Origin of the sequence: Luteibacter sp. OK325 (genome assembly GCF_003050935.1) — a bacterium.
Classification (GTDB): domain Bacteria; phylum Pseudomonadota; class Gammaproteobacteria; order Xanthomonadales; family Rhodanobacteraceae; genus Luteibacter.
Genome location: NZ_QAOX01000013.1, coordinates 59,486 through 81,111 on the forward strand (window position 1 = coordinate 59,486; position 21,626 = coordinate 81,111).

Sequence of the window (21,626 nt, forward strand, 5' to 3'; positions counted from 1 at the left end):
CGGCTTGCCGGCCGTCACTCGATGTTCTGAACCTGCTCGCGCATCTGCTCGATCAACACCTTGAGCTCGACCGCGGCGTTCGTGGTACGCGAGTCGACGGACTTCGAGCCCAGCGTATTCGCCTCGCGGTTGAACTCCTGCATGAGGAAGTCCAGGCGGCGGCCGACCGGCTCCTTCAGCGCGAGCACGCGGCGGGCTTCGGAGATGTGGGTGGCCAGGCGGTCGAGCTCTTCGTCCACGTCGATGCGGGTGATCTGCAGCACCAGTTCCTGCTCGAGACGGCCCGGGTCGGCCGGCTGGCGGATATCGGCCAGGCGTCCTTCGAGGCGCAGGCGCAGGGCGGCCTGGATCTCGGGCAGCCAGCCGCGGACGTCGCCAACGATCTTCTCGATGCCGTTCAGACGCTCGATCAGCAGCTCGCCCAGCTTGGTGCCTTCGCGGCCGCGGGTGTCGTTGAGGGTGACCAGGGCACGGTCGAGCACCTCGATCAGGGCCACCTGCAGGGCATCGGCGTCCGTTTCCGCCTGGCGCAGCACACCGGGGAAGCGGAGCAGCTCGGTGAACTCGATGGACATGCGCGGGAAGCGATGTTCGAGGTCCAGCGCCAGCTCGGACAGGCGCGCCAGCATCTGGTTGTTGACCTGCAGGCCCTCGCTGGAGCCGGCTTCGCTGCGCAGGCGCACGGTGAGATCGACCTTGCCGCGCGACAGATGGGCGCCGATGCGCTCGCGCAGGGTGCTTTCGAAGCTGCGCAGCTCCTCGGGCAGCCGGGGGCTGATCTCGAGGTAGCGGTGGTTCACGGTGCGCAGTTCGCAGGTGAGGGTGCCGGTGGGGCCAGCGCTCTCGGCGGAGGCGTAAGCGGTCATGCTGCGGATCATGGATGGCTCGCTTGCGCGGCGGGAAAGACCGCAATGGTAAACTGACCCACCGTCCGCGCCCAAATCAGGTTATCCATGACTTTTTCCCGTCCGAGCGGCCGCGCCGCCGACCAGCTGCGCGCCGTCAGCATCGAACGCCACTACACCCGCCATGCGGAAGGTTCCGTTCTGGTGTCCTTTGGCGACACCAAGGTGCTGTGCACAGCCTCGGTCGAAGAGCGCGTTCCGCCGTGGCTTCGCGGCAAGGGCGAGGGCTGGGTCACGGCCGAGTACGGCATGCTGCCCCGCGCCACCACCGACCGCACCCAGCGTGAAGCCGCGCGCGGCGGCCAGGGCGGTCGCACCATGGAGATCCAGCGTCTGATCGGCCGCTCCCTGCGCGCCTGCGTGGACCGCGCCGCCCTGGGCGAGCGGGTCATCACCCTGGACTGCGACGTGATCCAGGCCGACGGCGGCACCCGCACGGCGGCCATCACCGGCGCCTACGTGGCGCTCGTGGATGCCGTGGCCACGCTGACCAAGCGCAATGCCATCAAGCGCAACCCCATTCTCGGCGCCATCGCGGCGGTCTCCGTGGGCATCTATAACGGCGTGCCAGTGCTCGACCTCGACTACGCCGAGGATTCCAACTGCGACACCGACATGAACGTGGTGATGAACGACGGCGGTGGTTTCATCGAGGTGCAGGGCACCGCCGAGGGCCACGCCTTCCGCCGCGACGAGATGAATGCCCTGATGGACCTGGCCGCCAAGGGTATCGACGAGCTGGTGATCGCCCAGCGCGCCGCGCTGGAGAGCGCCCCGTGACCGAGGTACGCGCGGCCACGCCCGACGATCTCGATGCCATCGTCGAGGTTCATCGTGCCGCCTTCGGCCGCGATGCCGAGGCCGATCTGGTCCGCCGTCTGGTCGCCGCCGGACGCGCCTCGATCTCGCTGGTGGCCGTGGACGAGGAAGACACCGTGCTCGGCCACGTGCTGTTCTCGCCGGTGACCATCGAAGAAGGCGACGACGGCAAGTCGCTCGGCCTGTCGCCGGTCGCCGTCCATCCGGATCACCAGCGCCAGGGCATCGGCCACGACCTGGTCGAGGAAGGCATCGGTGCCTGCTTCGTGCAGGACGCACGCGCCGTCTTCGTCCTTGGTTCGCCGGCGTATTACACCCAGTTCGGCTTCGCCAAGGCATCCGCGCACGACCTGCGCGATGCCTATGAAGGCGGCAACGCCTTCCAGGTGCTGCCGCTCACGATCGATGGCCTGGCCGGCTATCGCGGTCGCGTGGACTACGCGCCCGAGTTCGCGGCCGAGGGGCTTTGAGCCGATGCGTCTCGTACTGGCTTCCGGTAATGCGGGCAAGGTCGTCGAGCTGGAGCAGCTGCTCGCCGGTAGCGGTGTGCAGCTGGTACCGCAAACCGCCCTTGGCGTGAGCGACGCCGAGGAAACCGGCCTGACCTTCGTCGAGAACGCGCTGATCAAGGCGCGCCACGCCGCGCGTGCCACCGGCATGCCCGCGCTGGCCGACGACTCGGGCATCTGTGTCGACGCCCTCGGTGGCGCACCCGGGCTGTATGCCGCGCGCTACGCGGGCAAGCACGGCGACAGTGCGGCGAATAATGCCAAGCTGCTGCACGAGCTCGCCGGCGTGCCGACGGAAAAACGCAGCGCCTACTTCATCGCCGTGCTCGTGGTACTGCGCCACGCCGACGATCCGGCACCGCTGGTCGCCGAGGGTCGCTGGCACGGGCGTATCCTCGAGGCACCCCGTGGCGCAGGCGGTTTCGGCTACGACCCGCTATTCCTTCCCGACGGCCACGCACTCGGCGCCGCCGAACTGGACCCGGCCCTGAAGAACCGCCTCAGCCATCGCGGCCAGGCGCTGGAAGTGCTCAAGGCCCGCTTCGCCGAGCTGTCATGACTCTCGTCCCGCCACCGCTGTCGCTCTATGTCCACATGCCGTGGTGCGTGCGCAAATGCCCGTACTGCGACTTCAACTCGCACGGCGTACGCGGCACACCCGCCTATGCCGAGTACGTGGACGTACTCCTCGCGGACCTCGACGCGGACCTGCGTGATTTCGGCGAGGCCATTGGCGGCCGGCCTGTTGAAACGGTGTTCTTCGGTGGCGGCACGCCGAGTCTGTTCGCCCCGGAGCTGGTCGGTCGTTTCCTCGACGGCGCCCGGCGGCGCCTGGTCTTCGCCTCCAACGCGGAAATCACCCTGGAGACGAACCCCGGCACCGTCGAGCACGGACGATTCGACGGCTATCTCGCCGCCGGCGTGAATCGCATTTCGTTCGGCGTGCAGAGTTTCGACAACGACAAGCTCCACCGGCTGGGCCGCATCCACTCCGCCCACGAGGCGGAAGACGCCGTGCGCCAGGCCCGGGATGCCGGCATCGACAACATCAATATCGACCTGATGTACGCCTTGCCCGAACAGACGCTCGACGGCGCGCTGGACGACGTACGACGGGCCATGGCGCTGTCACCCACGCATATCTCGCACTACCAGCTCACGCTGGAACCGAATACGGCCTTTGCCGCGAACCCGCCGCCTCTGCCCGACGACGACGCGGCATGGGCCATCCAGGAAGCCTGCGAAGCGAGCCTGGCCGCCGGTGGCTACGGGCAGTACGAAGTCTCGGCCTATGCTGCGCCCGGTCGCCGGTGCGCGCACAACCTCAACTACTGGCGCTTCGGTGACTACCTTGGCATCGGCGCGGGCGCGCACGGCAAGATCACCGATGCCGCCGGGGTGCATCGCCGCTGGAAGACCCGCCTGCCCGCCGCTTACCTCGCCTCGTCGGGCCAGCCGGGCCGGATCGGCGGCGATACCCTCGTTGGCGGCGACGACTTGCCTTTCGAGTACATGCTCAACGCCCTGCGCCTGATCGACGGCGTACCCGCGGCTGACTTTGCCGAGCGGACCGGTCTTGCCGCAGCCACCATCGCCCCGGCCCGGGCGACCTGCATCGCACGCGGCTGGTTGGTGGACGACCCCACTGTCCTGCGCACCACGCCGCTGGGTCAACGCTTCCTCAACAATGTCATCGAAGCCTTCATGGCCTGATTGCTGCCGTTTCCGCTCCTAGTCCATAAGCCCTAAGCCGTAAGCCCGCCGGTCACCCGCTGGCGCCCATAGGGTGCGGACGCCTAAACTCGACCCCAGGCAGGGGAGAAACCAATCGAATGAGCGCAGGCATGCAGCCCCCACACGGCAGAATGGGTCAGGGCCCCGTTGCTTTGTCGCCACGCGCGGAGCGCGAGGCGCAGCAGGGCCTGTCGCTGTGCCTGACATGGCTGGATATGCCGCTGCGGGAATCCCTGCGCGACTTCAGCCAACGCTTGTTCGCCACGGCCGAGAGCACCCGCAATCACCTCGAGCAGCAGGAATGTTTCGATTGCCGGAACATCGTCGAGCGCGAGGGACCGGCCTTCCGTAACCGTTTCGCCGCCCATCTCTCCGATCGCTTCCGTCACCTTGGCGAAAATACCGAGAGCAAGTCGACCACGGGCGACCACCTCACCCTGGGCATGAACCTGAGCCTGGTGGATCCCGAGGAACAGGAACAGACCGATGCGCTGACCAGCATGGCTGCACGCGGCGAAGCGCGCAGTGCCAGCAGCCTGTTCGAACTGGGTTACCGCATGGCCGTGCTCGCCGGGACGCCACCCCTGGAGGGTGACGCGTTGCCAGCTGGTCCGCGTGCGCTCACCGGCGCGCTGGAGGCGGCGGTTGCGCCCTTGCCGCTGAGCAGTGCACATCGCCTGCTGCTGTTCCAGGCCGTCGACACCCACGTGCTCGGCCATAGCGAGGCGTTCTACGGCGCGCTCAACGAGCATTACCGGACGCGCGGCATCCTTCCGGGCTTCCGCGTTTATCCCAATGTCCGCGTCTCCACGCCACCGGCCGCCGACCGTCGCGGCCGAGCGGGAGACGCTTCGGCCGCTGGCGGTGGTGGCGCTGGCGGCGGTGGTGGTGGCTCCGGCGGCTACGCTGGCGCCGGTGGCGGTGGCGGTGGCGGTGGCGGTGGCGCTGGTGGTGCTGGCGGAAGTGGCAGCGGTGGTCACGACGCCGCGCCCGTCACGGCGACCAGCGAGGGTCACATCGGCGTGCTCGAAAGCCTGCGCGACCTGCTGGCCAATCGCGTCGCCGGCCAGGGTCGCGGCGCTGGTTTCGCCCCCGATCGACTGGTTTCCGAAGACGAGTTGCAGACCGCCCTGTTCGCCCTGCAGGGCCACGTATCCGAAGTGGCGGACGCCGCGCAGCGGGAGATCCGCAGCGCCCAGTCGTTGCGCGACGAATTGCTCAACCAGCTCAACCGCGGCCGGCCCGCCGGTTCGCCGCCTGCCGAGCTCACGCTCGAGCAGGGCGACACGGTGGAGCTCACGGCCATGCTGTTCCAGAACCTCGGCCACCAGCTTGGCGTCGCCAGCCCGGGTCGCGCCGTACTGGGCGGCCTGCAGTGGCCGATGCTGCGCGCGGCCGTCAACGATCGTGGCTTCTTCGACCGCCCCGAACATCCCGCACGCCAGTTGCTCGATACCGTCAGTGAGGCCGCACACCACTGGCTCGATCCGGCCGAAGGCGAGCCGGATGCGGCACTGGTCGACCGCCTCGAACGCCTCGTGGTCGAAGCCAGCCACGCGCAGGTGATCGATCCGGCATGGCGTTCGGAGATCGAGCAACAGATCACCCAGCTGTCGCGTAAGGCGCACGTCGCCGAGCGCAGGCAGATCGAGGCGATGGAAGGCCGTGACCGCCTCGAGCGCGCACGCCAGCGTGCCACCGAGATCATGGGCGAGCGGCTTGGCGCGGGCGCGGCGCCACGTGGTGTCCTGCGCATCCTGCTCGAGCGGACCTGGGCCGATGTGCTCGCCCTGCATATTCTCCGTGGCGGCGAGACCGGTGAGGCCTTCCTTCACTGCCTGGGCGTGACCGACCAGTTGCTCGGTCGCCGGCCCATTGCCGACGTGCAGAAGCTGCGGGTGGAGGTCGAGCGTGGTCTCGAGCACCTGGGCATGCATCCGTCCGAGGCCGCCCAAGTGGCGGCGGGCCTGTTCGAAACCCCGGCAAAGCAGACCGACGACGCACTCACGCCGACCGATGTCGCCTTGCGCCTGAAACAGCGTCCGCGGCTGGGCGAAGGCACCGCGCACGGCGAGGCGGTGGCGCCGGTCGAACCCACGGCGCTCGATTCCGCCGCGCGTGCCGTCTACGACGGCTTCGCCACGCTGCGCTTCGGCACCTGGTTCGAATTCATCCACACCGACGGCACCACCAGCCGGCGCAAGCTGGCCTGGTTCTCGCCGACCACGGGGCGCTGCCTGTTCGTCAACCAGCGCGGCAGCCGCGCCGACGACATCGACCTCACGCGCCTGGCCCGGCTTATCGCGACCGGCGAAGCCCGCGAGTGGCGCGAACAGCGGATCTCCTTCATCGACCGCGCCTGGCAGGCCGTGGCGCGCAGCCTGCGTCGCGACGGTCTGCGTGACACACGCATGGCGGGCAACGCATGAGCCGCGAATTCGAACAACGTCGCGCGCCGCGCAAGCGGGTCACCTCGCCCATGCCCATCGTGGACGGCATGACCGAACGCGTCATCGGACAGCTCGGCAATCTTTCCGCCACGGGCATGATGGTGTTGGCGACGCAGGCCCCACGCAGCGGTGCCGTGCACCAGGTCAGCTTCATGCTGCCGGACGCGCAGCACCGCGAGCACCGTGTCGAGATCGGCATCCAGGAGCAGTGGCACGAACCTGCCGCCTCCGCCGGGCAATTCTGGGCCGGCTACCGCATCGTGGCCGCCAGCGACGACGATGTTCGCGCCATCGACGAGTGGATCGGTCCGCCGCCGGACTGAACGGGAGGTCGCGACCATGCTTTACGACGCACCGCACAGGGGATCACCATCGCCCACCATGAGCGATGCCACCACCATCCTGGTCGATACCGACCTTGAACGCGACGACGCCGCGGCTGCCGCGACCGGCCTGTACCTGAGGCTGGTGGGCGACGGCACGATCTCGTCGGTCTACGAAGTCGAGAGCGAGCCGCGTTTCCGCGTGCTCGACGAGCGCCTCACGCAGGATACCGGCGTCTACGCGATCGGCCTGCATGCGAGCAACCACCGCTGGCGTGACGACGAGCAAGGCGGCTCACGCCTGATCGAAGGCGGTCCCGAAAACGGCATTTTCTGCCGCTACGACGGCAGCTTCACCATCCGTTGCCCGGAATGCCGCCAGCCGCTGGCGCCGGGTGACGAAGGCAGCGAAGCGCTCGAAGAAGCGCTCGCGGTCTGGTGCGACGCGCCCAACTCCGCCTACGTGGCTTGCCCCGGCTGCGCCGCCTGGACACCGCTCACGCTATGGCGCTCGCCTGCCCACGATTTTGCGGTCGGTCATTACGCGATCACCCTGTATGGCACGCACCTGCGCAGCCTGACCGACGGTGACCACGACCACTTCGCCACCCTCCTGCGCCACCGCCTGGGCGATGTCGCCGGCGATTTCGCCGTGGTCTACGCCCGGGCGTAAATGTGTTGTGGGAGCCGCTTCAGCGGCGATGTGGGAGCCGCTTCAGCGGCGATGTGGGAGCCGCTTCAGCGGCGATGTGGGAGCCGCTTCAGCGGCGATCCCGCGGCAGCAGGCCAGATAGCCACAAGCACCCAATCGCCGCTGAAGCGGCTCCCACAGGAAAACCGGCATCCGCATAGGGTTGGCTCCGATGGCCGGGAAGCGCACCATTGGCGTTTGCCCCACTCCCCCTGCCCCGGAGATCGACAATGAACGACGCGCTGGCCGCGCTCTACCCGCAGCACCTCGCCACCTTGCGTGAGCGCACCGATACCGCGCTGGCGCGCGGCGGTTTCGACCACCTCGTCGTCCCGGCCGGCCGACCGATCACCAAGTTCCTGGACGATCAGGACTATCCGTTCATCGCCAACCCGCATTTCAAGCACTGGCTGCCCCTGGTCGACGCCCCGGGCAGCTGGCTGGTCTACACGCCGGGCGAGAAGCCCAAATTGGTCTTCCTGCAGCCGCGCGATTACTGGCACGTCGTGCCGGAAGCACCATCCGGCTACTGGGTCGACCACTTCGACATCGTCATCGTGCGCAAGCCCGCCGATGCGATCGCGGAACTGCCGCAATCACTCGCACGCTCGGCGATCATCGGCGACCAGTACTGCGCACTGGATGAAGTCTGCGCGAACAATCCGCCCGCCGTCATCGACCACCTGCACTACCACCGCGCCTTCAAGACGCCGTACGAAATCGCACTGATGCGCGAAGCCAGCCGTCGCGGCACGCGCGGCCACCGCGCGGCCGAGCAGGCGTTCCGCAATGGTGAAAGCGAACTCGGCATCCACCTTGCCTATCTCACCGCCGTCGGCCAGATCGACGCGGAGCTGCCGTACGCCAGCATCGTCGGCCTGAACGAGCACGGCGCCGTGCTGCACTACACGAACTTCGATCGCAAGGCCCCGGCCGAGAGCCGCTCCTTCCTGATCGACGCGGGTGCGAGTGCGTCGGGTTATGCGAGCGACATCACGCGCACCTATGCCGGCAAGAATTTCGGTGAGTTCCAGGCGCTTATCGATTCGGTCGATGCCGCCGAGCAGTCGTTCGTGTCGAAGGTGCGCGCTGGCCAAAGCTACCCGGAGCTGCATGTGCACGCCCACCATGTGCTGGCCGGTGTGCTGCGTGAACACGGCTTCATTCGCATGAGCGCCGAAAGCGCCGTCGAATCCGGCGTGTCCTCGGCCTTCTTCCCGCACGGCCTCGGCCACGGCATCGGCCTGCAGGTACACGACGTGGCCGGCTTCGCCGCGGGCGAGACCGGCGGCACCATCGCCAAGCCGGAAGGCCATCCGTACCTGCGCCTGACGCGCAACCTTGAGGCCGGCATGGTGGTCACCATCGAACCAGGCATCTACTTCATCGACATGCTGCTGGCCGAGCTGAAGAACAAGCCGTTCTCCAACGACATCGACTGGAACAAGGTCGACGCGTTCCGCAAATACGGCGGCATCCGCATCGAAGACGACGTGGTCTGCACCACAGGCGAGCCGGAGAACCTGACGCGCGATGCGTTTGCGTCGATCTGACAAAGCTCGCCGATGAATTGGCTCCTACCGGGCACGCTTCTGTAGGAGCCGCTTCAGCGGCGAATGGGTGCTCACCACACCCTTTCCCGCTCTTGCGGGCACGCCCCACCCCTACAAAGCCAAGGACGACAACGTCCCGCTAGCGCGACTGGCATCGGAGCCCGCGCGTTCTGTCGAGCATGGTCGAGCCGCATGAGCGGCTCGCCAGGACGTCGACATGAACCAGCCACACACCTCTTCTCAGCTGCGCGCGGTGCAAAAGAAGCTACTCGTTGCAGCTATTACCGCCGTCGCTTGCTTCTCCCTTCCCGCCTTCGCGCAGGATCTACCTCCGCCAGCGACCGAGATGACTGACGTTCAATGGCGAGTCCTCGAAAAGCGGATATCCGATCGCGCCAACGAGATTGCCAACAGTCGGAATTTCTTCGAAGACGACCGGCGGCCAATAGTCGTGCAGGCAAGGATTGAACGGCCATCGAATGTACTCGTTCTTGAAGTAGACATCAGCTTTGGCAAGGACGTCGGTAGCCTTGAACTCGAAGATTTCATGTCGTACGTCAGAGTCGGAATGGAAGACCTGACAGGACTCATTCCAGGATTTACCACCACAGATTGGAGGATAGGTGGCTACGACATGGACTACTGGTTCAACCAGATAATCCCGGAAGGAGAACGCCTAGGTCGACCGGCTGGACATTTTTCCTCTGCACAGGCCGCGCGGGCCAAGGTGGTGGTTGCAGCGGGCCACGGCGCGTACTTTCATACAAAGTACAAGTGGACTATGCAGAGAGAAAGGGTGAACGGCGTCCTCGAGGACGAAATAACTACCATTTTCGCAAAGGAGCTTTCGTACTCCACCGAACGGAATGGTGCAGACCCCATTCGGATTAGAGGAGGAGACGTAGGTCTTGTGCATGAGCCGAGCGGCAAGCCGTGGAATAACATGGCGGCCAGATATTTCCTCGAAAACTGGCGACCGAACAATCCGGAGATATGGAACAGCAAGCCAGAAAGTACGGACGCGCGCCGGGAGATGCATCAGGACATCAGGAGCCGCCCCCTCTATGCGAACTTTATCGGGGCTGATGCGATAGCACATATCCATACCAACGCCGACGCACCTTCCGCCACTGGAACACGTATCCTCGTGCATCCGGGACGTTCTAGGGACTTCAGCCTCGCTCAGCTTGCTTTGTGCGGAATGAAGGAGGCGATCCACTCAGATCCTCAGTACGCCAACTACACGGTCCCGCTGGAGCCGTCGGTCGTGCAGGATAAGGGCGAGAACTCCTATGCCACAGTCCCTTCCATGATCGTCGAAGTTGGGTTCCATACCAATTTGAGCGATGCCAAACTTCTTCAGGACCCGAATTTCCAGAAGCTCTCGATGAGAGGCCTCGCAAAGGGTATGCGCCTCTTTCGCGAAGGTGCATCGTGCGCACCTTTCATCGTCAAGCCGTCGGACCCCATGACCGCCGTGGTCGGTAAAGACATTCAGATGCCGATTAGTATTTCTGGAAATCCGGTCTATCCGGTCCATCTAATATCGACGAGGCTCGATTGTCCAGAAGGGAAGAAGTGCAGCCCGACAATCAAGTCCGTGTACAACAAGAAAGATGCGGACGCCTATCGCTTCGGTCACCTTTGCTGGCGTGGCGATGAGTCCAAACCGCCGGTCGAGTTTCGCGTAGAGGCGAAGGATTTCGAAGGCCTACGTACAACGCCTGTGACTTATCAGATCAAGTGCGTGAAAGGCTAACGCCTCAACAACGGGTTGGCTCCCGACAGGATCTCGCTGAGGCGAGCCAACCCGTATGCGACCAGTCGGCCACCGTCGTCACGGCCCCTCGTGCTTCGGCATCGGGTCGCGTGTGCGACTGGCTTCGTCATCCGAGTGCACCTCGTACCACATCGCATTAAGAATGCCGAAGGCGGCGGCCAGGCCGAGGCCTAATATCCAGGCGAAATACCACATGGCTGTTGCTCCTTCAGTACATGCTGTGCGACTTGCGCACGTGTTCGAGGGTGACCCGGCCGCGCATCACGCGGTAGACCCAGCCGGTGTAGAGCAGGATCAGCGGAATGAAGACCACGGTGACGCCAAGCATGATCAGCAGCGTGCCGCGGCTCGAAGACGCGTCCCACACCGTGAGGCTCGAGGTCGGATCGACCGACGACGGCATCAGGAACGGGAATAGCGCGAAGCCTGCCGAGAGAATGGTTCCGGCCACGGCAAGGCAGCTGCAGAAGAAGCCCATGAAGCCGCGCTTGCCGACGAACAGCTGTAGTCCGAGCGCTCCGACGAAGGCGACGATAGGACCCGCCCAGAAGTACGGATGCGTGAGGTAACCGGCGAACCACGTTCCGCCCACGGCCACCTGCTTGTTCATCGGGTTGGACATCGCGTCCGTCACTACCGGCCCCGACACCGCGTAACCCGGAATGCCGTAAGCCAACCAGATGCCGGCAAGCACGAACAACACGATGTACACGGCCGAAGCGATGCGCGAAACCTTCGCCGCACGTTCCGCAATCACATGATCGGCCTTCATCGCCGCCCAGCTCGCACCATGCGCGAGCAGCATGCTGAGACTCACCAATCCGGCTAACAACGCGAACGGCCGGAACAACTGAAAGAAGCTACCGTCCCACGTCATCCGCAAATCACCGTCGTAGCGAAACGGCAGGCCAAGGAACAGGTTACCGAAGGCCACCCCGCAAACCAGCATCACGATCACACCGGACGCGATCAGACAGGTATCCCACACCGCCCGCCAGCGCGGATCGTCCACCTTCTCGCGAAAGTTGAAACCGACCGGGCGAATGATGAAGGCAACGAGCAGCACGAACATCGCCACGTAAAGGCCGGAGAACGACGCCGCGTAGAGCAGCGGCCACGCGGCGAACACCGCGCCGCCGCCGAGAATGAACCACACCTGGTTACCTTCCCAGGTGGGCTCGATGGTCTCCAGCAGCACGATTCGCTCGTGCTCGTCGCGACCGAGGATGCGCAACAAGGCGGCTACCCCGAAGTCGAAGCCGTCCATGATCGCAAAGCCGATCAGCAGGATGCCGATGAGGGCCCACCAGATCACTCGCAAGGTTGCATAGTCGAACATGGCGTTCTCCTCAGACCGTCTGCGCGGTGACGGGAATGGCGTCCGGGCGCTTCGGCCACATGCCGAGGCCGTCCGGACCCTTGCGGGCGAACTTGAGCATCAGGTAACCGTCGACAAAGGCCAGCGCCGTGTAGAACAGCACGAAACCGCCGAGCGAAATCCACACCTGGCCCGCCGTGAGCGACGACGCGCCCAGCGCGGTGGGTAACACTCCCTCGATGGCCCACGGCTGGCGTCCATATTCGGCGACGATCCATCCCAGTTCCGCAGCCACCCACGGTAGCGGCAGGCTCCATAGGGCCACTTTCAGGAATCCACGGCCATCGAGGCGCCGTTTGCTCGAACGCCAGAACGCATAGGCGAACAGGAAGATGAAGTACATGCCGCAGGCCACCATGATGCGGAACGACCAGAACAGCACGGGCACGTTCGGGATGGTGCTATCCGCCGCTTTCTGGATATCCGCGGGCGTCGCCTTGCGCGGGTCGTCCATAAAACGCTTCAGCAGCAGCGCATAACCCATGTCCTTGTCGTGCGCAGCGAGGATCGCCTTAGCCTGCGCGTCTTCCCTGTTCTCGCGCAGCACGAGCATGGCGTCGTAGGCCTGGATCCCGTAGCCGATGCGCGTCTTTGCATCGTCGACAAGTTCGGCGATACCTGGAATCGGCTGATCGATGGAACGTGTGCCAATCAGGCCCATGACCCAGGGCACGCGAATGGCAGCATGCGTTTCGCGTGCCTTCGTATCAGGGATGCCGAACAGGGTGAACGAAGCAGGCGCCGGTTCGGTCTCCCACATGGCCTCGATCGCGGCCATCTTCATCTTCTGGTTCTCGGACACGGTGTAACCGGACTCGTCGCCCAGCACCACGACCGACAACGATGCGGCGAGGCCGAAACTGGCGGCCACCGTCATCGAGCGTTTGGCAAAATCCACGTTGCGTCCGCGCAGCAGGTACCACGCACTGATCGACAGCACGAACATCGCGCCCATCGTGTAGCCCGCGCTCACCGTGTGCACGAATTTGGACTGCGCGACGGGATTGAAGATGACTTCCTTGAACGAGGTGACCTCCATACGCATCGTCTGCGGATTGAAGGCGGCGCCCACCGGGTTCTGCATCCATGCATTGGCGATAAGGATCCACAACGCGGAGAGGCTGGTCGCCAAAGCAAGGAACCAGGTCACCAGCATGTGCTTCAGTGGCGAGATGCGATCCCAGCCGAAGAAGAACAGGCCGACCAGCGTGCCCTCGAGGAAGAAGGCCATCATCCCTTCGATGGCCAGCGGCGCGCCGAAGATATCGCCGACGTAATGCGAGTAGTAGGCCCAGTTCGTGCCGAACTGGAACTCCATGGTCACGCCCGTGGCCACGCCCATGGCGAAGTTGATACCGAACAACACGCCCCAGAACTGGGTCATGCGTTTCCATATCTCGCGGCGCGTCATCACGTACACGCTCTCCATGATGGCGAGCATGAAGGCGAGGCCGAGCGTGAGTGGCACGAAGAGGAAGTGGTATAGCGCCGTCAGTGCGAACTGCAGGCGCGACAGGCCGACGACATCGGGGTCGACGATCATGGTTGGGATCCCTGGGTAGAGGCGGAGGCGGGCGCGAGCATCCTTCCGACACCGGCGGGCGAGACGTCCGCCCGAGGCAAGGGCCGGATGGCCACGTACCAGATGAGCATGAGCAGGGCGAGCTTGGCGACGACGATCAGCGACAGCTCGAGGGCGAGCCTCGGCAGGGGCTTCTTGTCGCGCCAGCGGCGGCGCCTGGGTGGAACGTCGACAACCATGGGTGCGACTCCATTGATTCCCTGACCATCTGCCGGGCATCGTATGCCTGGCGAGCTTGCCGCGACCCATGGCCGATTGTCGCAACCGGCCGACCGCGTATCCTTTGGTTTCCCCCTTTCGTCGAAGCGTATCCCCGGGATGGCCCTGAATAAAGTGCGCTACGCCTCAGTCGATGTCATACGTGGAATGACGGTTGCGGCCATGCTCCTGGTCAACGATCCCGGCGATTGGGGCCATGTGTGGTCGCCCCTGGAGCATGCCGGGTGGAACGGCTGCACGCCGACCGACCTGGTCTTTCCCCTCTTTCTCTTTATCGTCGGCGTGTCGGTGTCGTTGGCCATCGTGCCACGCATCGAGGCCGGCGCCGAGCGTGCACCTATTCGGCATGCGGCGTTGCGCCGCGCCGCCCGCATCGTCGGGCTGGGGCTGCTGCTTAACTTCATGGCGTGGCTGGCCATCCCGGAGGCACACCTACGCATTCCTGGCGTGCTCCAGAGGATCGGCCTCTGTTTTGCCGCGGCGGCGCTGCTTGCCGTGGATACGCGGCCGCGTACGCGCGATGTCATCGGTGTCGCGCTGCTGGTCGGCTACGGGGCGCTGCTGTTGGCGGGCGGCTCGCTCGATCCCTGGGTCAACATCGTGAGCCGCGTAGACACCGCCGTATTCGGTCACTTCGTCTACAGCACCGACCCCGCCACGGGTCGTGGCCACGATCCCGAAGGCCTGCTGGCCACGCTGCCCGCGCTGGCGACCACGCTGCTGGGCATGCGTGCGGGAGCGTGGCTGCGTGCCGGCGACACGCGCCGGCTGGTTATCGCCGCCGTGGTCTGCGCCGTGACAGGCTGGTTGCTTCAGCCACTGTGGCCGTTGAACAAGAACCTGTGGACGCCGAGCTATGTGTTGTGGACGGGCGGCTGGTCGTTCGCCTTGCTGGCACTTTTTCACGTACTGGTCGACCTGCGCGGCTGGAAACTTCCGGGGCGCGCTTTCGGTGTCAACGCGATCGCCGCCTATGCGGGCTCGGGCCTGATGGTTTACCTGTTGATTGGGCTCGGTGTTGCCGCGCCGCTGTACCAGACGGCCTTCGCCTCATGGTTGACGCCGATATTCGGACCATACGTTCCGTCCGCCGCGTGGGGCGTGGTCTTCGTCGCCATCTGGTGGCTCGTCGTCCGCTGGATGGACAAGCGCGGCATCTACCTCAAGGTCTAGAACCCTGTGGACGTGGTGCAGCATCTTGTGGGAGCCGCTTCAGCGGCGATGGGTGCTCGCGGCATCCTTGCCCGCTGCCGCGGGATCGCCGATTAATCGGCTCCCACGAGGCGCGGCCCCACATTCACCGCTCCAGGGCGTCGGGGGACTTGGGGACCATGGCGGTCAACACGTCCGGCGCGCCCCTGGTCACGGCCACATCGTCCTCGATGCGAATGCCGATGCCGCGCCAGCGTTCGTCGACGGTCTTGTCGTGTGGCGGGACATAGATGCCCGGTTCGACGGTGACGACCATGCCTTCCTCGAGCACGCGAGGCTCGCCATCGATGCGGTAGTCACCCACGTCATGCACGTCCAGGCCGAGCCAGTGGCCGGTCTTGCTGGGGAAATAGGTTTTATAGCTGCCCTCGGCGATGGCGCGGTCGGCATCGCCCTTGAGGATACCCACGGCGCAGAGGCCTTCGGCGATGACCCGCACGGCGGCATCGTGCGCCGCGCCGAAAGAGAGCCCCGGGCGCACCGCGTCGATGGCAGCGAGCTGGGCTTCGTGGACGATCTCGTAGAGCGCGCGCTGGGCTGTCGAGAAACGTCCACCGACCGGGAACGTGCGCGTGATGTCCGAGGCATAGCAATCGACTTCGGCGCCGGCGTCGATCAACAGCAGGTCGCCGTCCTTCAGCGTGGCCCGGTTTGCCTGGTAATGCATGATGCAGGCGTTGGCCCCGCCGGCGACGGTCGGGGGGAACGCGGGCACCGCGCCCTGGCTGCGGATGCTGCGGAGAATCTCGCCTTCGATCTCATATTCCGCCACGCCGGGGCGCGCCAGCGCCATGGCGGCGATGTGGGCCGCGCCGGCTACTTCGCCGGCACGCCGCATCAGGATGAGTTCGTCGCGCGACTTGAACAGGCGCAGGTCGTGGAGCAGATGGCCGAGGGCGACCAGGTCCTTCGGCACCACGCCGCCACCGCGCGCCGTACGCAGGCGGCGTATCCAGCCCAGCAGGCGGGCGTCGAAATCCGGCTCCTGCCCGAAGTGGCAGTAGACCCGCGCCCTGCCCTCGATCATCCCGGGCAGGATGTCGTCGATATCGTCGATGGGGAAGGCGTCGTCGAGGCGAAGTTCGCGCGCTGCACGATCCGTGCCCATCCGCTCGCCATCCCAGCGCTCGCGCTCGGCATCGCGTTCCCGGCAGAACAGCACGGTTTCGCCGTGGGCCCGCCCCGGCAACAGGGCAAGCACGGCCTCGGGTTCGCCGAAGCCGGTGAGGTAGTGGAAATCGGAGTCCTGCCGGTACGGCCACGGGGCGTCGGCGTTGCGCATGCGTTCGGGGGCAGCGGCGAGGATCAGTACCGCATCCTCGCCGGCCATGCGCATCAGCTCCCGGCGTCGCCGGGCGTACTCGGCGGCCGCGATCAATGCAGCGTGTCGCTGGCCGGTCGTGATACGCGGCTGAATTCGGCGTGCAGCAGGAGCGCGCCGGTGCGGACGTATTCCTCGATTTCGGTCAGGTTTTCGTCGTTTACATCGTCGTCCTTGTCGAACTCGAACTCCGTCGTGGCGATGCCGGCCATGTCGGTGAGGAGTTCGCGGGCTTCTTCGCTCATGTTCTTGTTCGCCTCGGCAGTACCGCCGAGACCGAAACCGCCGAGGAAGCCCTCGGCCCACGCACTCAAACCCTCCGCACGTTCATGGATCGGGGCGTCGTCGTCTGGCAGCCAGGGCGAGAAGGTCAGGTCTGTATCGGCGAGCCATTCTTCGGTCTGGTGACGGAGGCGGGTGAGCATGGCCTGCTCATCGGCCGTAGGTGCCTGGTCGGGCTCGAGTTCGAGCGCCGCCAGCACCGACCCGTGAGGGAAGCGGCCGCCGGCGCTGATGTAACCGACCAGGGCGCCGTGGAATTCGCTCACCGACACGGCCAGCTTGCAACGCCCGATGAGTTCGGCGATGTCTTCGGGATCAACGGTCTGATTGGACGACATGGGGGTGCTCCTCGATAGCTTCGCCGTACATTCTAGTGCAGGTGCCTTCACGCCGCCCGGGCCCCGCCCTCACCCCCTGCCGACAAGCGCGAACCTCCTGTTATAGTCCGCGCATGACGAACCCGGACGCGTTCAAGACCGAAGTGGAAGCCCTGAGCGCGACGCTCGACCGGCTCGTCGATACCGTTCGCCGCCTCAACGAGGAAAACCGCAGCCTGCGGCACAGCCAGGAACAACTGGCGAACGAACGGGCGGGACTCATGGCGCGCAACGAACAGGCGCGCGGCCGCGTCGAAGCGATGATCCAGCGCCTTAAGGCGCTCGAGAACACGGGCTGATCTGTCACATGAATGCCACCGCCAGCGAACCGGTATCCCTCCGTCTGCTCGACCGCGAGTTTCACATCGCGTGCGCACCGGAGGAACGGGCCGGCCTGATTGCCGCCGCCCAGTTCCTCGACGGCAAGATGCGCGAGCTCAAAGCCAATGCCAAGGCGCCCGGTTTCGACCGGATTGCCGTCCTGACGGCCGTCAGCATCGCTCACGAGCTGCTTTCGCTCAGAAAGGAGCACGAGTCGCAGGAACAGGTGCTGACCGACGGATTGGCTTCCCTTCGCAAGAAGCTTGATGGTCTGCTCGACGCACCGGTAAAATAGCCGAAGGCGTTCCCTGCGGTGTTCGCCAGCGCACTTTACATTTGCCTTGTTCCTACATACGACCCCGGGTCGGCTATTCGTGGCTGTTGTGCATGTCCGCCTTCGTGCGGAAAGCCTAAATGCTGCGTGGCTCTCCCACCTGATCCTTTGGATCAAGGTCGTTTGGTGCGCAGCGGCATCGCGGAGAACGCCTCTCCTTAATCAGCCGATCGGCCCCAGGGCCGGTCAGCGCCCCTGTCGCGGCACCGGCTGGGGCGGCTCGACGGCAACCTTCGACCGTGCCGTCCAGCTGAGCGCCCCATGTCAAAGCTTCCCGAGAGACGCGAACTTCGAGCCGACCTCGTCCAGCGCCGACGCCAGCTGAAGCCGGCCGAGCGCGTTGCGGCGGCCCAGGGCCTGCGCCATTCACTGGAGCAGCTGCCCGAATTCCTTACCGACAAACACGTGGCGGGCTATTGGGCCACGGGTGGCGAACTGCCGCTCAACATGGCCATCGCGCCTCTCGCCGAGCGCGGCCAGACTTTCTACCTGCCCATCGTGACCAAATCGGGTGGCAAGCGCCGTCTCACCTTCGCGCCGTGGACCACGGGCGAGGACGTCGAATCCAACGACATGGGCATTCCCGAGCCCAAGGCCTCCGAGCGCATCGTCGAGGCCAACAAGCTCGACCTTGTGCTGGTGCCCCTGCTGGGTTTCGACCGCAAGGGCAACCGCCTCGGCTTCGGCGGCGGCTACTACGACCGCAGCTTCGAATTCCTGCACGGCCAGCAGCGCCCGGCCCAGCCCTTGCTCGTCGGCGTCGGTTACCACTTCCAGGAACTGGACGCGATCACCACCGCCGATTGGGATATCTCGCTCGACTACATCGCGACCGACAAAGAACTGATCGACTGCACGGGTAACGCCGCATGAAGTACTGGCTCATGAAGTCCGAGCCGGATGCCTTCTCCATCGACGATCTCAAGCGCAAGGGCAGCGAGCCCTGGGATGGCGTGCGCAATTACCAGGCGCGCAACTTCATGCGCGATGGCATGAAGGTCGGCGACAAGATCTTCTTTTACCACTCGAACACGGATATCCCGGGCATCGTCGGCATTGCCACGGTCGCATCGCCGGCTTACCCGGACGAGAGCCAGTTCAACAAGAAATCCAAGTACTACGACGAGAAAGCCACCCGCGAGGAACCGCGCTGGGTGCTCATCGATGTGAAGTTCGAGCGCAAGCTCGCGCGCACCATCTCGCTCGAAGAACTGAAGAACCGCGACGAACTCGTCGACATGCCGTTGGTGCGCAAAGGCAACCGCCTGTCGGTCATGCCGGTCGCCAAGAGCGACTGGGATTTCATCCTCACGCTGGAAAAGCCATGAGCCAGGACAACGAAAAGCGTCTCGCTGCCGAGACCGCGGCGCATCGTTACGTCGAGAACGGCACATTCAAGGGCGGCATCATCGGCGTGGGTACCGGCTCCACGGTGAATTTCTTCATCGACGCGCTCGCGCCGTTCCGCGACAAGATCAAGGCCGCCGTGTCCAGCTCGGAAGCGTCGAGCGATCGCCTGCGCAAGATGGGTATCGATGTGCTCGACCTCAACGCCGCCGGCCGGCTCGACCTCTACGTGGACGGCGCCGACGAATGCGACCCGCAGGGGCGCCTGATCAAGGGCGGTGGTGCGGCACTCACGCGCGAGAAGATCGTCGCCGCCGCGTCCGATAAATTCGTCTGCATCATCGATGCGAGCAAGCAGGTCGACGTCCTCGGCAAGTTCCCGCTGCCGATCGAAGTCATTCCGATGGCCCGCAGCCTGGTCGCCCGCGAAATCGTCGCCCTCGGCGGCCAGCCGGTGTGGCGCGATGGCGTAGTCACCGACAACGGCAACTGGATCCTCGACGTGCACAACTGGCGCATCACCCAGCCGGTCGAGCTCGAGGCCACGCTGAACCAGATCGTCGGCATCGTCACCGTGGGCCTGTTCGCAAAGCGCCCGGCGGATGTCGTCATCGTGGGCAATCGCGAACTCTGACCCGCCCGGCAGGCAAATGTAGGAGCTGGTTCCGTGTGGGAGCCGCTTCAGCGGCGAAACAAGTCATGTGGGAGCCGCTTCAGCGGCGAAACAAGTCATGTGGGAGCCGCTTCAGCGGCGAAAAGCCAACGGAGCGGTTAAGCCGCAACACCCATCGCCGGCATAGCCGGCTCCCACACGAAGCCGGTGTACCCTCTCGCCCCATGACGCTCGAATCCATCCTCCTCATTGCTCTCCTGGTGCTGGCCGTTGCCTGTATCGGCCTTCTTCTCGTGCTGCTTTCCCGCGGAAAACAGGACGACGGCAACGCCGGCCGCCTGGACGCCATACGCGAAGACACGCGCCGGCTCGAGGGTGTGCTGCGCGACGAACAGCGTGCCGGCCGTGGCGAGCTCGGCGAAAGCTTCAGCCAGTTCCGCGGCCACGTGCAGGAGCAGATGCAACTGGCTGCCGAGCGCCAGCACGAGCGTATCGAAGGCTTCGGGCGCCGCCTGGATCAGCTGACCGAGCGCACCGATACCGGCCTGCAGTCGCTACGCCAGGGCCTGGCCGACGACTCGCGCAAGACCCGCGAAGAGTCCGCGCTCACCCTGAAGCACTTCGGCGAGCTACTCGACCAGCGCTTCACGGCGCTGACCACCGACAACGAAAAGCGCCTTGGTGAGGTCCGCGCCACCCTGGAGACCCGTCTGGCGGCGATCCAGCAGGACAACGCGGCCAAGCTGGAACAGATGCGGGCCACGGTGGACGAGAAGCTGCAGTCCACCCTGGAAACCCGCCTCGGGCAGTCGTTCCAGCTGGTTTCCGAGCGCCTCGAAGCCGTCCAGCGCGGCCTCGGCGAAATGCAGGCCCTCGCGGCCGGCGTGGGCGACCTGAAGCGCGTGCTCACCAACGTGAAGACCCGCGGTACCTTTGGCGAAGTCCAGCTCGGCGCCCTGCTCGAGCAAATCCTTGTCGCCGAGCAGTACGCCGCCAACGTGGCCACGGTGCCCGGCTCCGCCGATCGCGTGGAGTACGCGATCCGTCTGCCGGGCACTGAAGACGGCACCCCGGTCTGGCTGCCTATCGATGCCAAGTACCCCATCGAGGACTACCAGCGCCTGCTCGACTTCCAGGACGCCGCGGACGCCGAAGGCGTTCTCACGGCCGGCAAGGCTCTCGAACTACGCGTGCGCGAGGAAGCCAAGCGGATCCACACGAAGTACGTCGCACCGCCGCACACCACCGACTTCGCCATCCTGTTCCTGCCCACCGAAGGCCTCTACGCCGAAGTGATCCGCCGGCCGGGCCTCTCCGACCAGCTGCAGCGCGACTACCGCGTCACCATCGCCGGCCCGACCACCCTCACCGCCCTGCTCAACAGCCTGCAGATGGGTTTTCGCACCCTGGCCATCGAGAAGCGCTCGTCCGAGGTCTGGCAGGTGCTGGGCGCGGTCAAGAACGAGTTCAGCAAGTTCGGCACGGTGCTGGAAAAGACCCGCAAGCAGCTGGATACGGTGCGCAACAGCATCGACAACGCCGGCACCCGCACCCGCGCCATCGAGCGCAAGCTGCGCGGTGTCGAGTCGCTGACCGGGGACCAGTCGCAGTCGTTGCTGGAACTACCACCGGATCTGGACGAGCCCGAGGCCCCAGACCAGTCCGAGGACTAATTGTAGGAGCCGATTCATCGGCGAGCTCTTCCTTCGGCGGAATCTGGGCCAAGCAACCTGGTCGGAGCGCTGCTGCGCAGCGGGTTTATTTACCATTCGCCGATAAATCGGCTCCTTGTATCTTGGGCATGCCTCCCGCTGGGAGGTGCAGCAAGTGAGATCCCGGGGAGGCCGCCGGCTCCTGGAAGCAGAATTATCTGACT

At 65.3% G+C, this 21,626-nt stretch carries 23 protein-coding genes and 1 other RNA gene; 17 read left to right on the forward strand and 7 right to left on the reverse strand.

Annotation, left to right across the window (positions count from 1 at the left end):
• Positions 1-14: 14 nt before the first annotated feature.
• Positions 15-878, reverse strand: a complete 864-nt coding sequence (locus tag C8J98_RS20715) for a YicC/YloC family endoribonuclease (protein WP_107915635.1) — start codon at positions 876-878, stop codon at positions 15-17.
• 75 nt (positions 879-953) lie between these two features.
• On the opposite strand from C8J98_RS20715, the gene rph reads away from it, so the two are divergent.
• The 9 genes from rph (at position 954) to C8J98_RS20760 (ending at position 10,743) form a co-directional block, all read left to right on the forward strand.
• The gene (gene rph / locus C8J98_RS20720; RefSeq protein WP_107915637.1) at positions 954-1,685 is read left to right on the forward strand and encodes a ribonuclease PH; all 732 of its coding nucleotides are present in this window, start codon (positions 954-956) and stop codon (positions 1,683-1,685) included.
• Positions 1,682-2,194 (forward strand): N-acetyltransferase, encoded by a 513-nt coding sequence (locus tag C8J98_RS20725; protein WP_107915639.1) that lies wholly within the window; start codon positions 1,682-1,684, stop codon positions 2,192-2,194. The genes rph and C8J98_RS20725 overlap by 4 nt, the downstream gene beginning before the upstream one ends.
• Before the next feature lie 4 nt (positions 2,195-2,198).
• Positions 2,199-2,792, forward strand: a complete 594-nt coding sequence (rdgB, locus tag C8J98_RS20730) for an RdgB/HAM1 family non-canonical purine NTP pyrophosphatase (protein ID WP_107915641.1) — start codon at positions 2,199-2,201, stop codon at positions 2,790-2,792.
• A complete protein-coding gene (gene hemW, locus C8J98_RS20735; RefSeq protein ID WP_107915643.1) occupies positions 2,789-3,946 on the forward strand; it encodes a radical SAM family heme chaperone HemW in 1,158 nt (385 codons plus the stop codon). The genes rdgB and hemW overlap by 4 nt, the downstream gene beginning before the upstream one ends.
• Before the next feature lie 131 nt (positions 3,947-4,077).
• Entirely contained in the window at positions 4,078-6,396 is a 2,319-nt protein-coding gene (locus tag C8J98_RS20740; RefSeq protein ID WP_199229977.1) for a DUF1631 family protein, read from the forward strand.
• A complete protein-coding gene (locus C8J98_RS20745; protein WP_107915648.1) occupies positions 6,393-6,740 on the forward strand; it encodes a PilZ domain-containing protein in 348 nt (115 codons plus the stop codon). The genes C8J98_RS20740 and C8J98_RS20745 overlap by 4 nt, the downstream gene beginning before the upstream one ends.
• 58 nt (positions 6,741-6,798) lie before the next feature.
• The gene (locus C8J98_RS20750; protein WP_107915650.1) at positions 6,799-7,413 is read left to right on the forward strand and encodes a hypothetical protein; all 615 of its coding nucleotides are present in this window, start codon (positions 6,799-6,801) and stop codon (positions 7,411-7,413) included.
• A 248-nt stretch (positions 7,414-7,661) separates the two neighbouring features.
• The gene (pepQ, locus tag C8J98_RS20755) at positions 7,662-8,984 is read left to right on the forward strand and encodes a Xaa-Pro dipeptidase (protein WP_107915652.1); all 1,323 of its coding nucleotides are present in this window, start codon (positions 7,662-7,664) and stop codon (positions 8,982-8,984) included.
• Positions 8,985-9,201: 217 nt separating this feature from the next.
• Positions 9,202-10,743 carry an N-acetylmuramoyl-L-alanine amidase gene (locus tag C8J98_RS20760; RefSeq protein WP_107915654.1) on the forward strand — a complete coding sequence of 514 codons (1,542 nt, stop codon included), beginning with the start codon at positions 9,202-9,204 and terminating at the stop codon, positions 10,741-10,743.
• A gap of 78 nt (positions 10,744-10,821) precedes the next feature.
• Here the strand turns inward: C8J98_RS20760 and cydX are convergent, their stop codons facing one another.
• The 4 genes from cydX to cydP are packed head-to-tail and all read right to left on the reverse strand — an operon-like array spanning position 10,822 to position 13,903.
• Positions 10,822-10,959, reverse strand: coding sequence for a cytochrome bd-I oxidase subunit CydX (gene cydX / locus C8J98_RS20765; RefSeq protein WP_107915656.1), 138 nt, complete (start codon positions 10,957-10,959; stop codon positions 10,822-10,824).
• Between the two features lie 13 nt (positions 10,960-10,972).
• A complete protein-coding gene (gene cydB / locus C8J98_RS20770; protein ID WP_107915658.1) occupies positions 10,973-12,103 on the reverse strand; it encodes a cytochrome d ubiquinol oxidase subunit II in 1,131 nt (376 codons plus the stop codon).
• A 10-nt stretch (positions 12,104-12,113) separates the two neighbouring features.
• Positions 12,114-13,685, reverse strand: a complete 1,572-nt coding sequence (locus C8J98_RS20775) for a cytochrome ubiquinol oxidase subunit I (RefSeq protein WP_107915660.1) — start codon at positions 13,683-13,685, stop codon at positions 12,114-12,116.
• On the reverse strand, positions 13,682-13,903 hold the full coding sequence (cydP, locus tag C8J98_RS20780) for a cytochrome oxidase putative small subunit CydP (protein ID WP_107915662.1): 222 nt from the start codon (positions 13,901-13,903) through the stop codon (positions 13,682-13,684). The genes C8J98_RS20775 and cydP overlap by 4 nt, the downstream gene beginning before the upstream one ends.
• A gap of 139 nt (positions 13,904-14,042) precedes the next feature.
• Here cydP and C8J98_RS20785 point away from each other — a divergent pair, with 139 nt between their 5' ends.
• A complete protein-coding gene (locus C8J98_RS20785; RefSeq protein ID WP_107915664.1) occupies positions 14,043-15,116 on the forward strand; it encodes a heparan-alpha-glucosaminide N-acetyltransferase domain-containing protein in 1,074 nt (357 codons plus the stop codon).
• A 124-nt stretch (positions 15,117-15,240) separates the two neighbouring features.
• Here C8J98_RS20785 and C8J98_RS20790 read toward each other — a convergent pair whose 3' ends face one another.
• Together C8J98_RS20790 and C8J98_RS20795 are read right to left on the reverse strand one after the other, a co-directional pair.
• Complete coding sequence (locus tag C8J98_RS20790; RefSeq protein WP_107915666.1) at positions 15,241-16,533, reverse strand: aminopeptidase P N-terminal domain-containing protein; 1,293 nt, start codon at positions 16,531-16,533, stop codon at positions 15,241-15,243.
• Complete coding sequence (locus C8J98_RS20795) at positions 16,530-17,096, reverse strand: UPF0149 family protein (RefSeq protein ID WP_107915668.1); 567 nt, start codon at positions 17,094-17,096, stop codon at positions 16,530-16,532. The genes C8J98_RS20790 and C8J98_RS20795 overlap by 4 nt, the downstream gene beginning before the upstream one ends.
• A gap of 113 nt (positions 17,097-17,209) precedes the next feature.
• On the opposite strand from C8J98_RS20795, the gene C8J98_RS20800 reads away from it, so the two are divergent.
• The 7 genes from C8J98_RS20800 to rmuC all read left to right on the forward strand — a co-directional run bounded on the left by C8J98_RS20800 (position 17,210) and on the right by rmuC (position 21,423).
• The gene (locus C8J98_RS20800) at positions 17,210-17,434 is read left to right on the forward strand and encodes a TIGR02449 family protein (RefSeq protein WP_063574137.1); all 225 of its coding nucleotides are present in this window, start codon (positions 17,210-17,212) and stop codon (positions 17,432-17,434) included.
• Positions 17,435-17,442: 8 nt separating this feature from the next.
• Entirely contained in the window at positions 17,443-17,751 is a 309-nt protein-coding gene (locus C8J98_RS20805; RefSeq protein ID WP_046967972.1) for a cell division protein ZapA, read from the forward strand.
• A gap of 7 nt (positions 17,752-17,758) precedes the next feature.
• Positions 17,759-17,942, forward strand: a non-coding RNA gene (gene ssrS, locus C8J98_RS20810) — 6S RNA.
• 109 nt (positions 17,943-18,051) lie between these two features.
• The gene (locus tag C8J98_RS20815) at positions 18,052-18,663 is read left to right on the forward strand and encodes a 5-formyltetrahydrofolate cyclo-ligase (RefSeq protein ID WP_107915670.1); all 612 of its coding nucleotides are present in this window, start codon (positions 18,052-18,054) and stop codon (positions 18,661-18,663) included.
• Positions 18,660-19,118, forward strand: a complete 459-nt coding sequence (locus C8J98_RS20820) for an EVE domain-containing protein (protein WP_107915672.1) — start codon at positions 18,660-18,662, stop codon at positions 19,116-19,118. Before C8J98_RS20815 ends, C8J98_RS20820 begins: the two co-directional genes overlap by 4 nt.
• Positions 19,115-19,771 (forward strand): ribose-5-phosphate isomerase RpiA, encoded by a 657-nt coding sequence (gene rpiA / locus C8J98_RS20825; protein ID WP_107915674.1) that lies wholly within the window; start codon positions 19,115-19,117, stop codon positions 19,769-19,771. The genes C8J98_RS20820 and rpiA overlap by 4 nt, the downstream gene beginning before the upstream one ends.
• A 203-nt stretch (positions 19,772-19,974) precedes the next feature.
• Positions 19,975-21,423: a DNA recombination protein RmuC gene (gene rmuC, locus C8J98_RS20830; protein WP_107915676.1), complete on the forward strand. Its 1,449-nt coding sequence runs from the start codon at positions 19,975-19,977 to the stop codon at positions 21,421-21,423.
• Positions 21,424-21,626 lie beyond the last annotated feature (203 nt).

Bases quoted from the DNA above. Each gene is read 5' to 3' on its own strand.
- C8J98_RS20715 (WP_107915635.1), bottom strand. From the start codon at position 878: ATGATCCGCAGCATGACCGCTTACGCCTCCGCCGAGAGCGCTGGCCCC.
- rph (WP_107915637.1), top strand. From the start codon at position 954: ATGACTTTTTCCCGTCCGAGCGGCCGCGCCGCCGACCAGCTGCGCGCC.
- rdgB (WP_107915641.1), top strand. From the start codon at position 2,199: ATGCGTCTCGTACTGGCTTCCGGTAATGCGGGCAAGGTCGTCGAGCTG.
- hemW (WP_107915643.1), top strand. From the start codon at position 2,789: ATGACTCTCGTCCCGCCACCGCTGTCGCTCTATGTCCACATGCCGTGG.
- C8J98_RS20740 (WP_199229977.1), top strand. From the start codon at position 4,078: ATGCAGCCCCCACACGGCAGAATGGGTCAGGGCCCCGTTGCTTTGTCG.
- C8J98_RS20745 (WP_107915648.1), top strand. From the start codon at position 6,393: ATGAGCCGCGAATTCGAACAACGTCGCGCGCCGCGCAAGCGGGTCACC.
- C8J98_RS20750 (WP_107915650.1), top strand. From the start codon at position 6,799: ATGAGCGATGCCACCACCATCCTGGTCGATACCGACCTTGAACGCGAC.
- pepQ (WP_107915652.1), top strand. From the start codon at position 7,662: ATGAACGACGCGCTGGCCGCGCTCTACCCGCAGCACCTCGCCACCTTG.
- C8J98_RS20760 (WP_107915654.1), top strand. From the start codon at position 9,202: ATGAACCAGCCACACACCTCTTCTCAGCTGCGCGCGGTGCAAAAGAAG.
- cydX (WP_107915656.1), bottom strand. From the start codon at position 10,959: ATGTGGTATTTCGCCTGGATATTAGGCCTCGGCCTGGCCGCCGCCTTC.
- cydB (WP_107915658.1), bottom strand. From the start codon at position 12,103: ATGTTCGACTATGCAACCTTGCGAGTGATCTGGTGGGCCCTCATCGGC.
- C8J98_RS20775 (WP_107915660.1), bottom strand. From the start codon at position 13,685: ATGATCGTCGACCCCGATGTCGTCGGCCTGTCGCGCCTGCAGTTCGCA.
- cydP (WP_107915662.1), bottom strand. From the start codon at position 13,903: ATGGTTGTCGACGTTCCACCCAGGCGCCGCCGCTGGCGCGACAAGAAG.
- C8J98_RS20785 (WP_107915664.1), top strand. From the start codon at position 14,043: ATGGCCCTGAATAAAGTGCGCTACGCCTCAGTCGATGTCATACGTGGA.
- C8J98_RS20795 (WP_107915668.1), bottom strand. From the start codon at position 17,096: ATGTCGTCCAATCAGACCGTTGATCCCGAAGACATCGCCGAACTCATC.
- C8J98_RS20800 (WP_063574137.1), top strand. From the start codon at position 17,210: ATGACGAACCCGGACGCGTTCAAGACCGAAGTGGAAGCCCTGAGCGCG.
- C8J98_RS20805 (WP_046967972.1), top strand. From the start codon at position 17,443: ATGAATGCCACCGCCAGCGAACCGGTATCCCTCCGTCTGCTCGACCGC.
- C8J98_RS20815 (WP_107915670.1), top strand. From the start codon at position 18,052: ATGTCAAAGCTTCCCGAGAGACGCGAACTTCGAGCCGACCTCGTCCAG.
- C8J98_RS20820 (WP_107915672.1), top strand. From the start codon at position 18,660: ATGAAGTACTGGCTCATGAAGTCCGAGCCGGATGCCTTCTCCATCGAC.
- rpiA (WP_107915674.1), top strand. From the start codon at position 19,115: ATGAGCCAGGACAACGAAAAGCGTCTCGCTGCCGAGACCGCGGCGCAT.
- rmuC (WP_107915676.1), top strand. From the start codon at position 19,975: ATGACGCTCGAATCCATCCTCCTCATTGCTCTCCTGGTGCTGGCCGTT.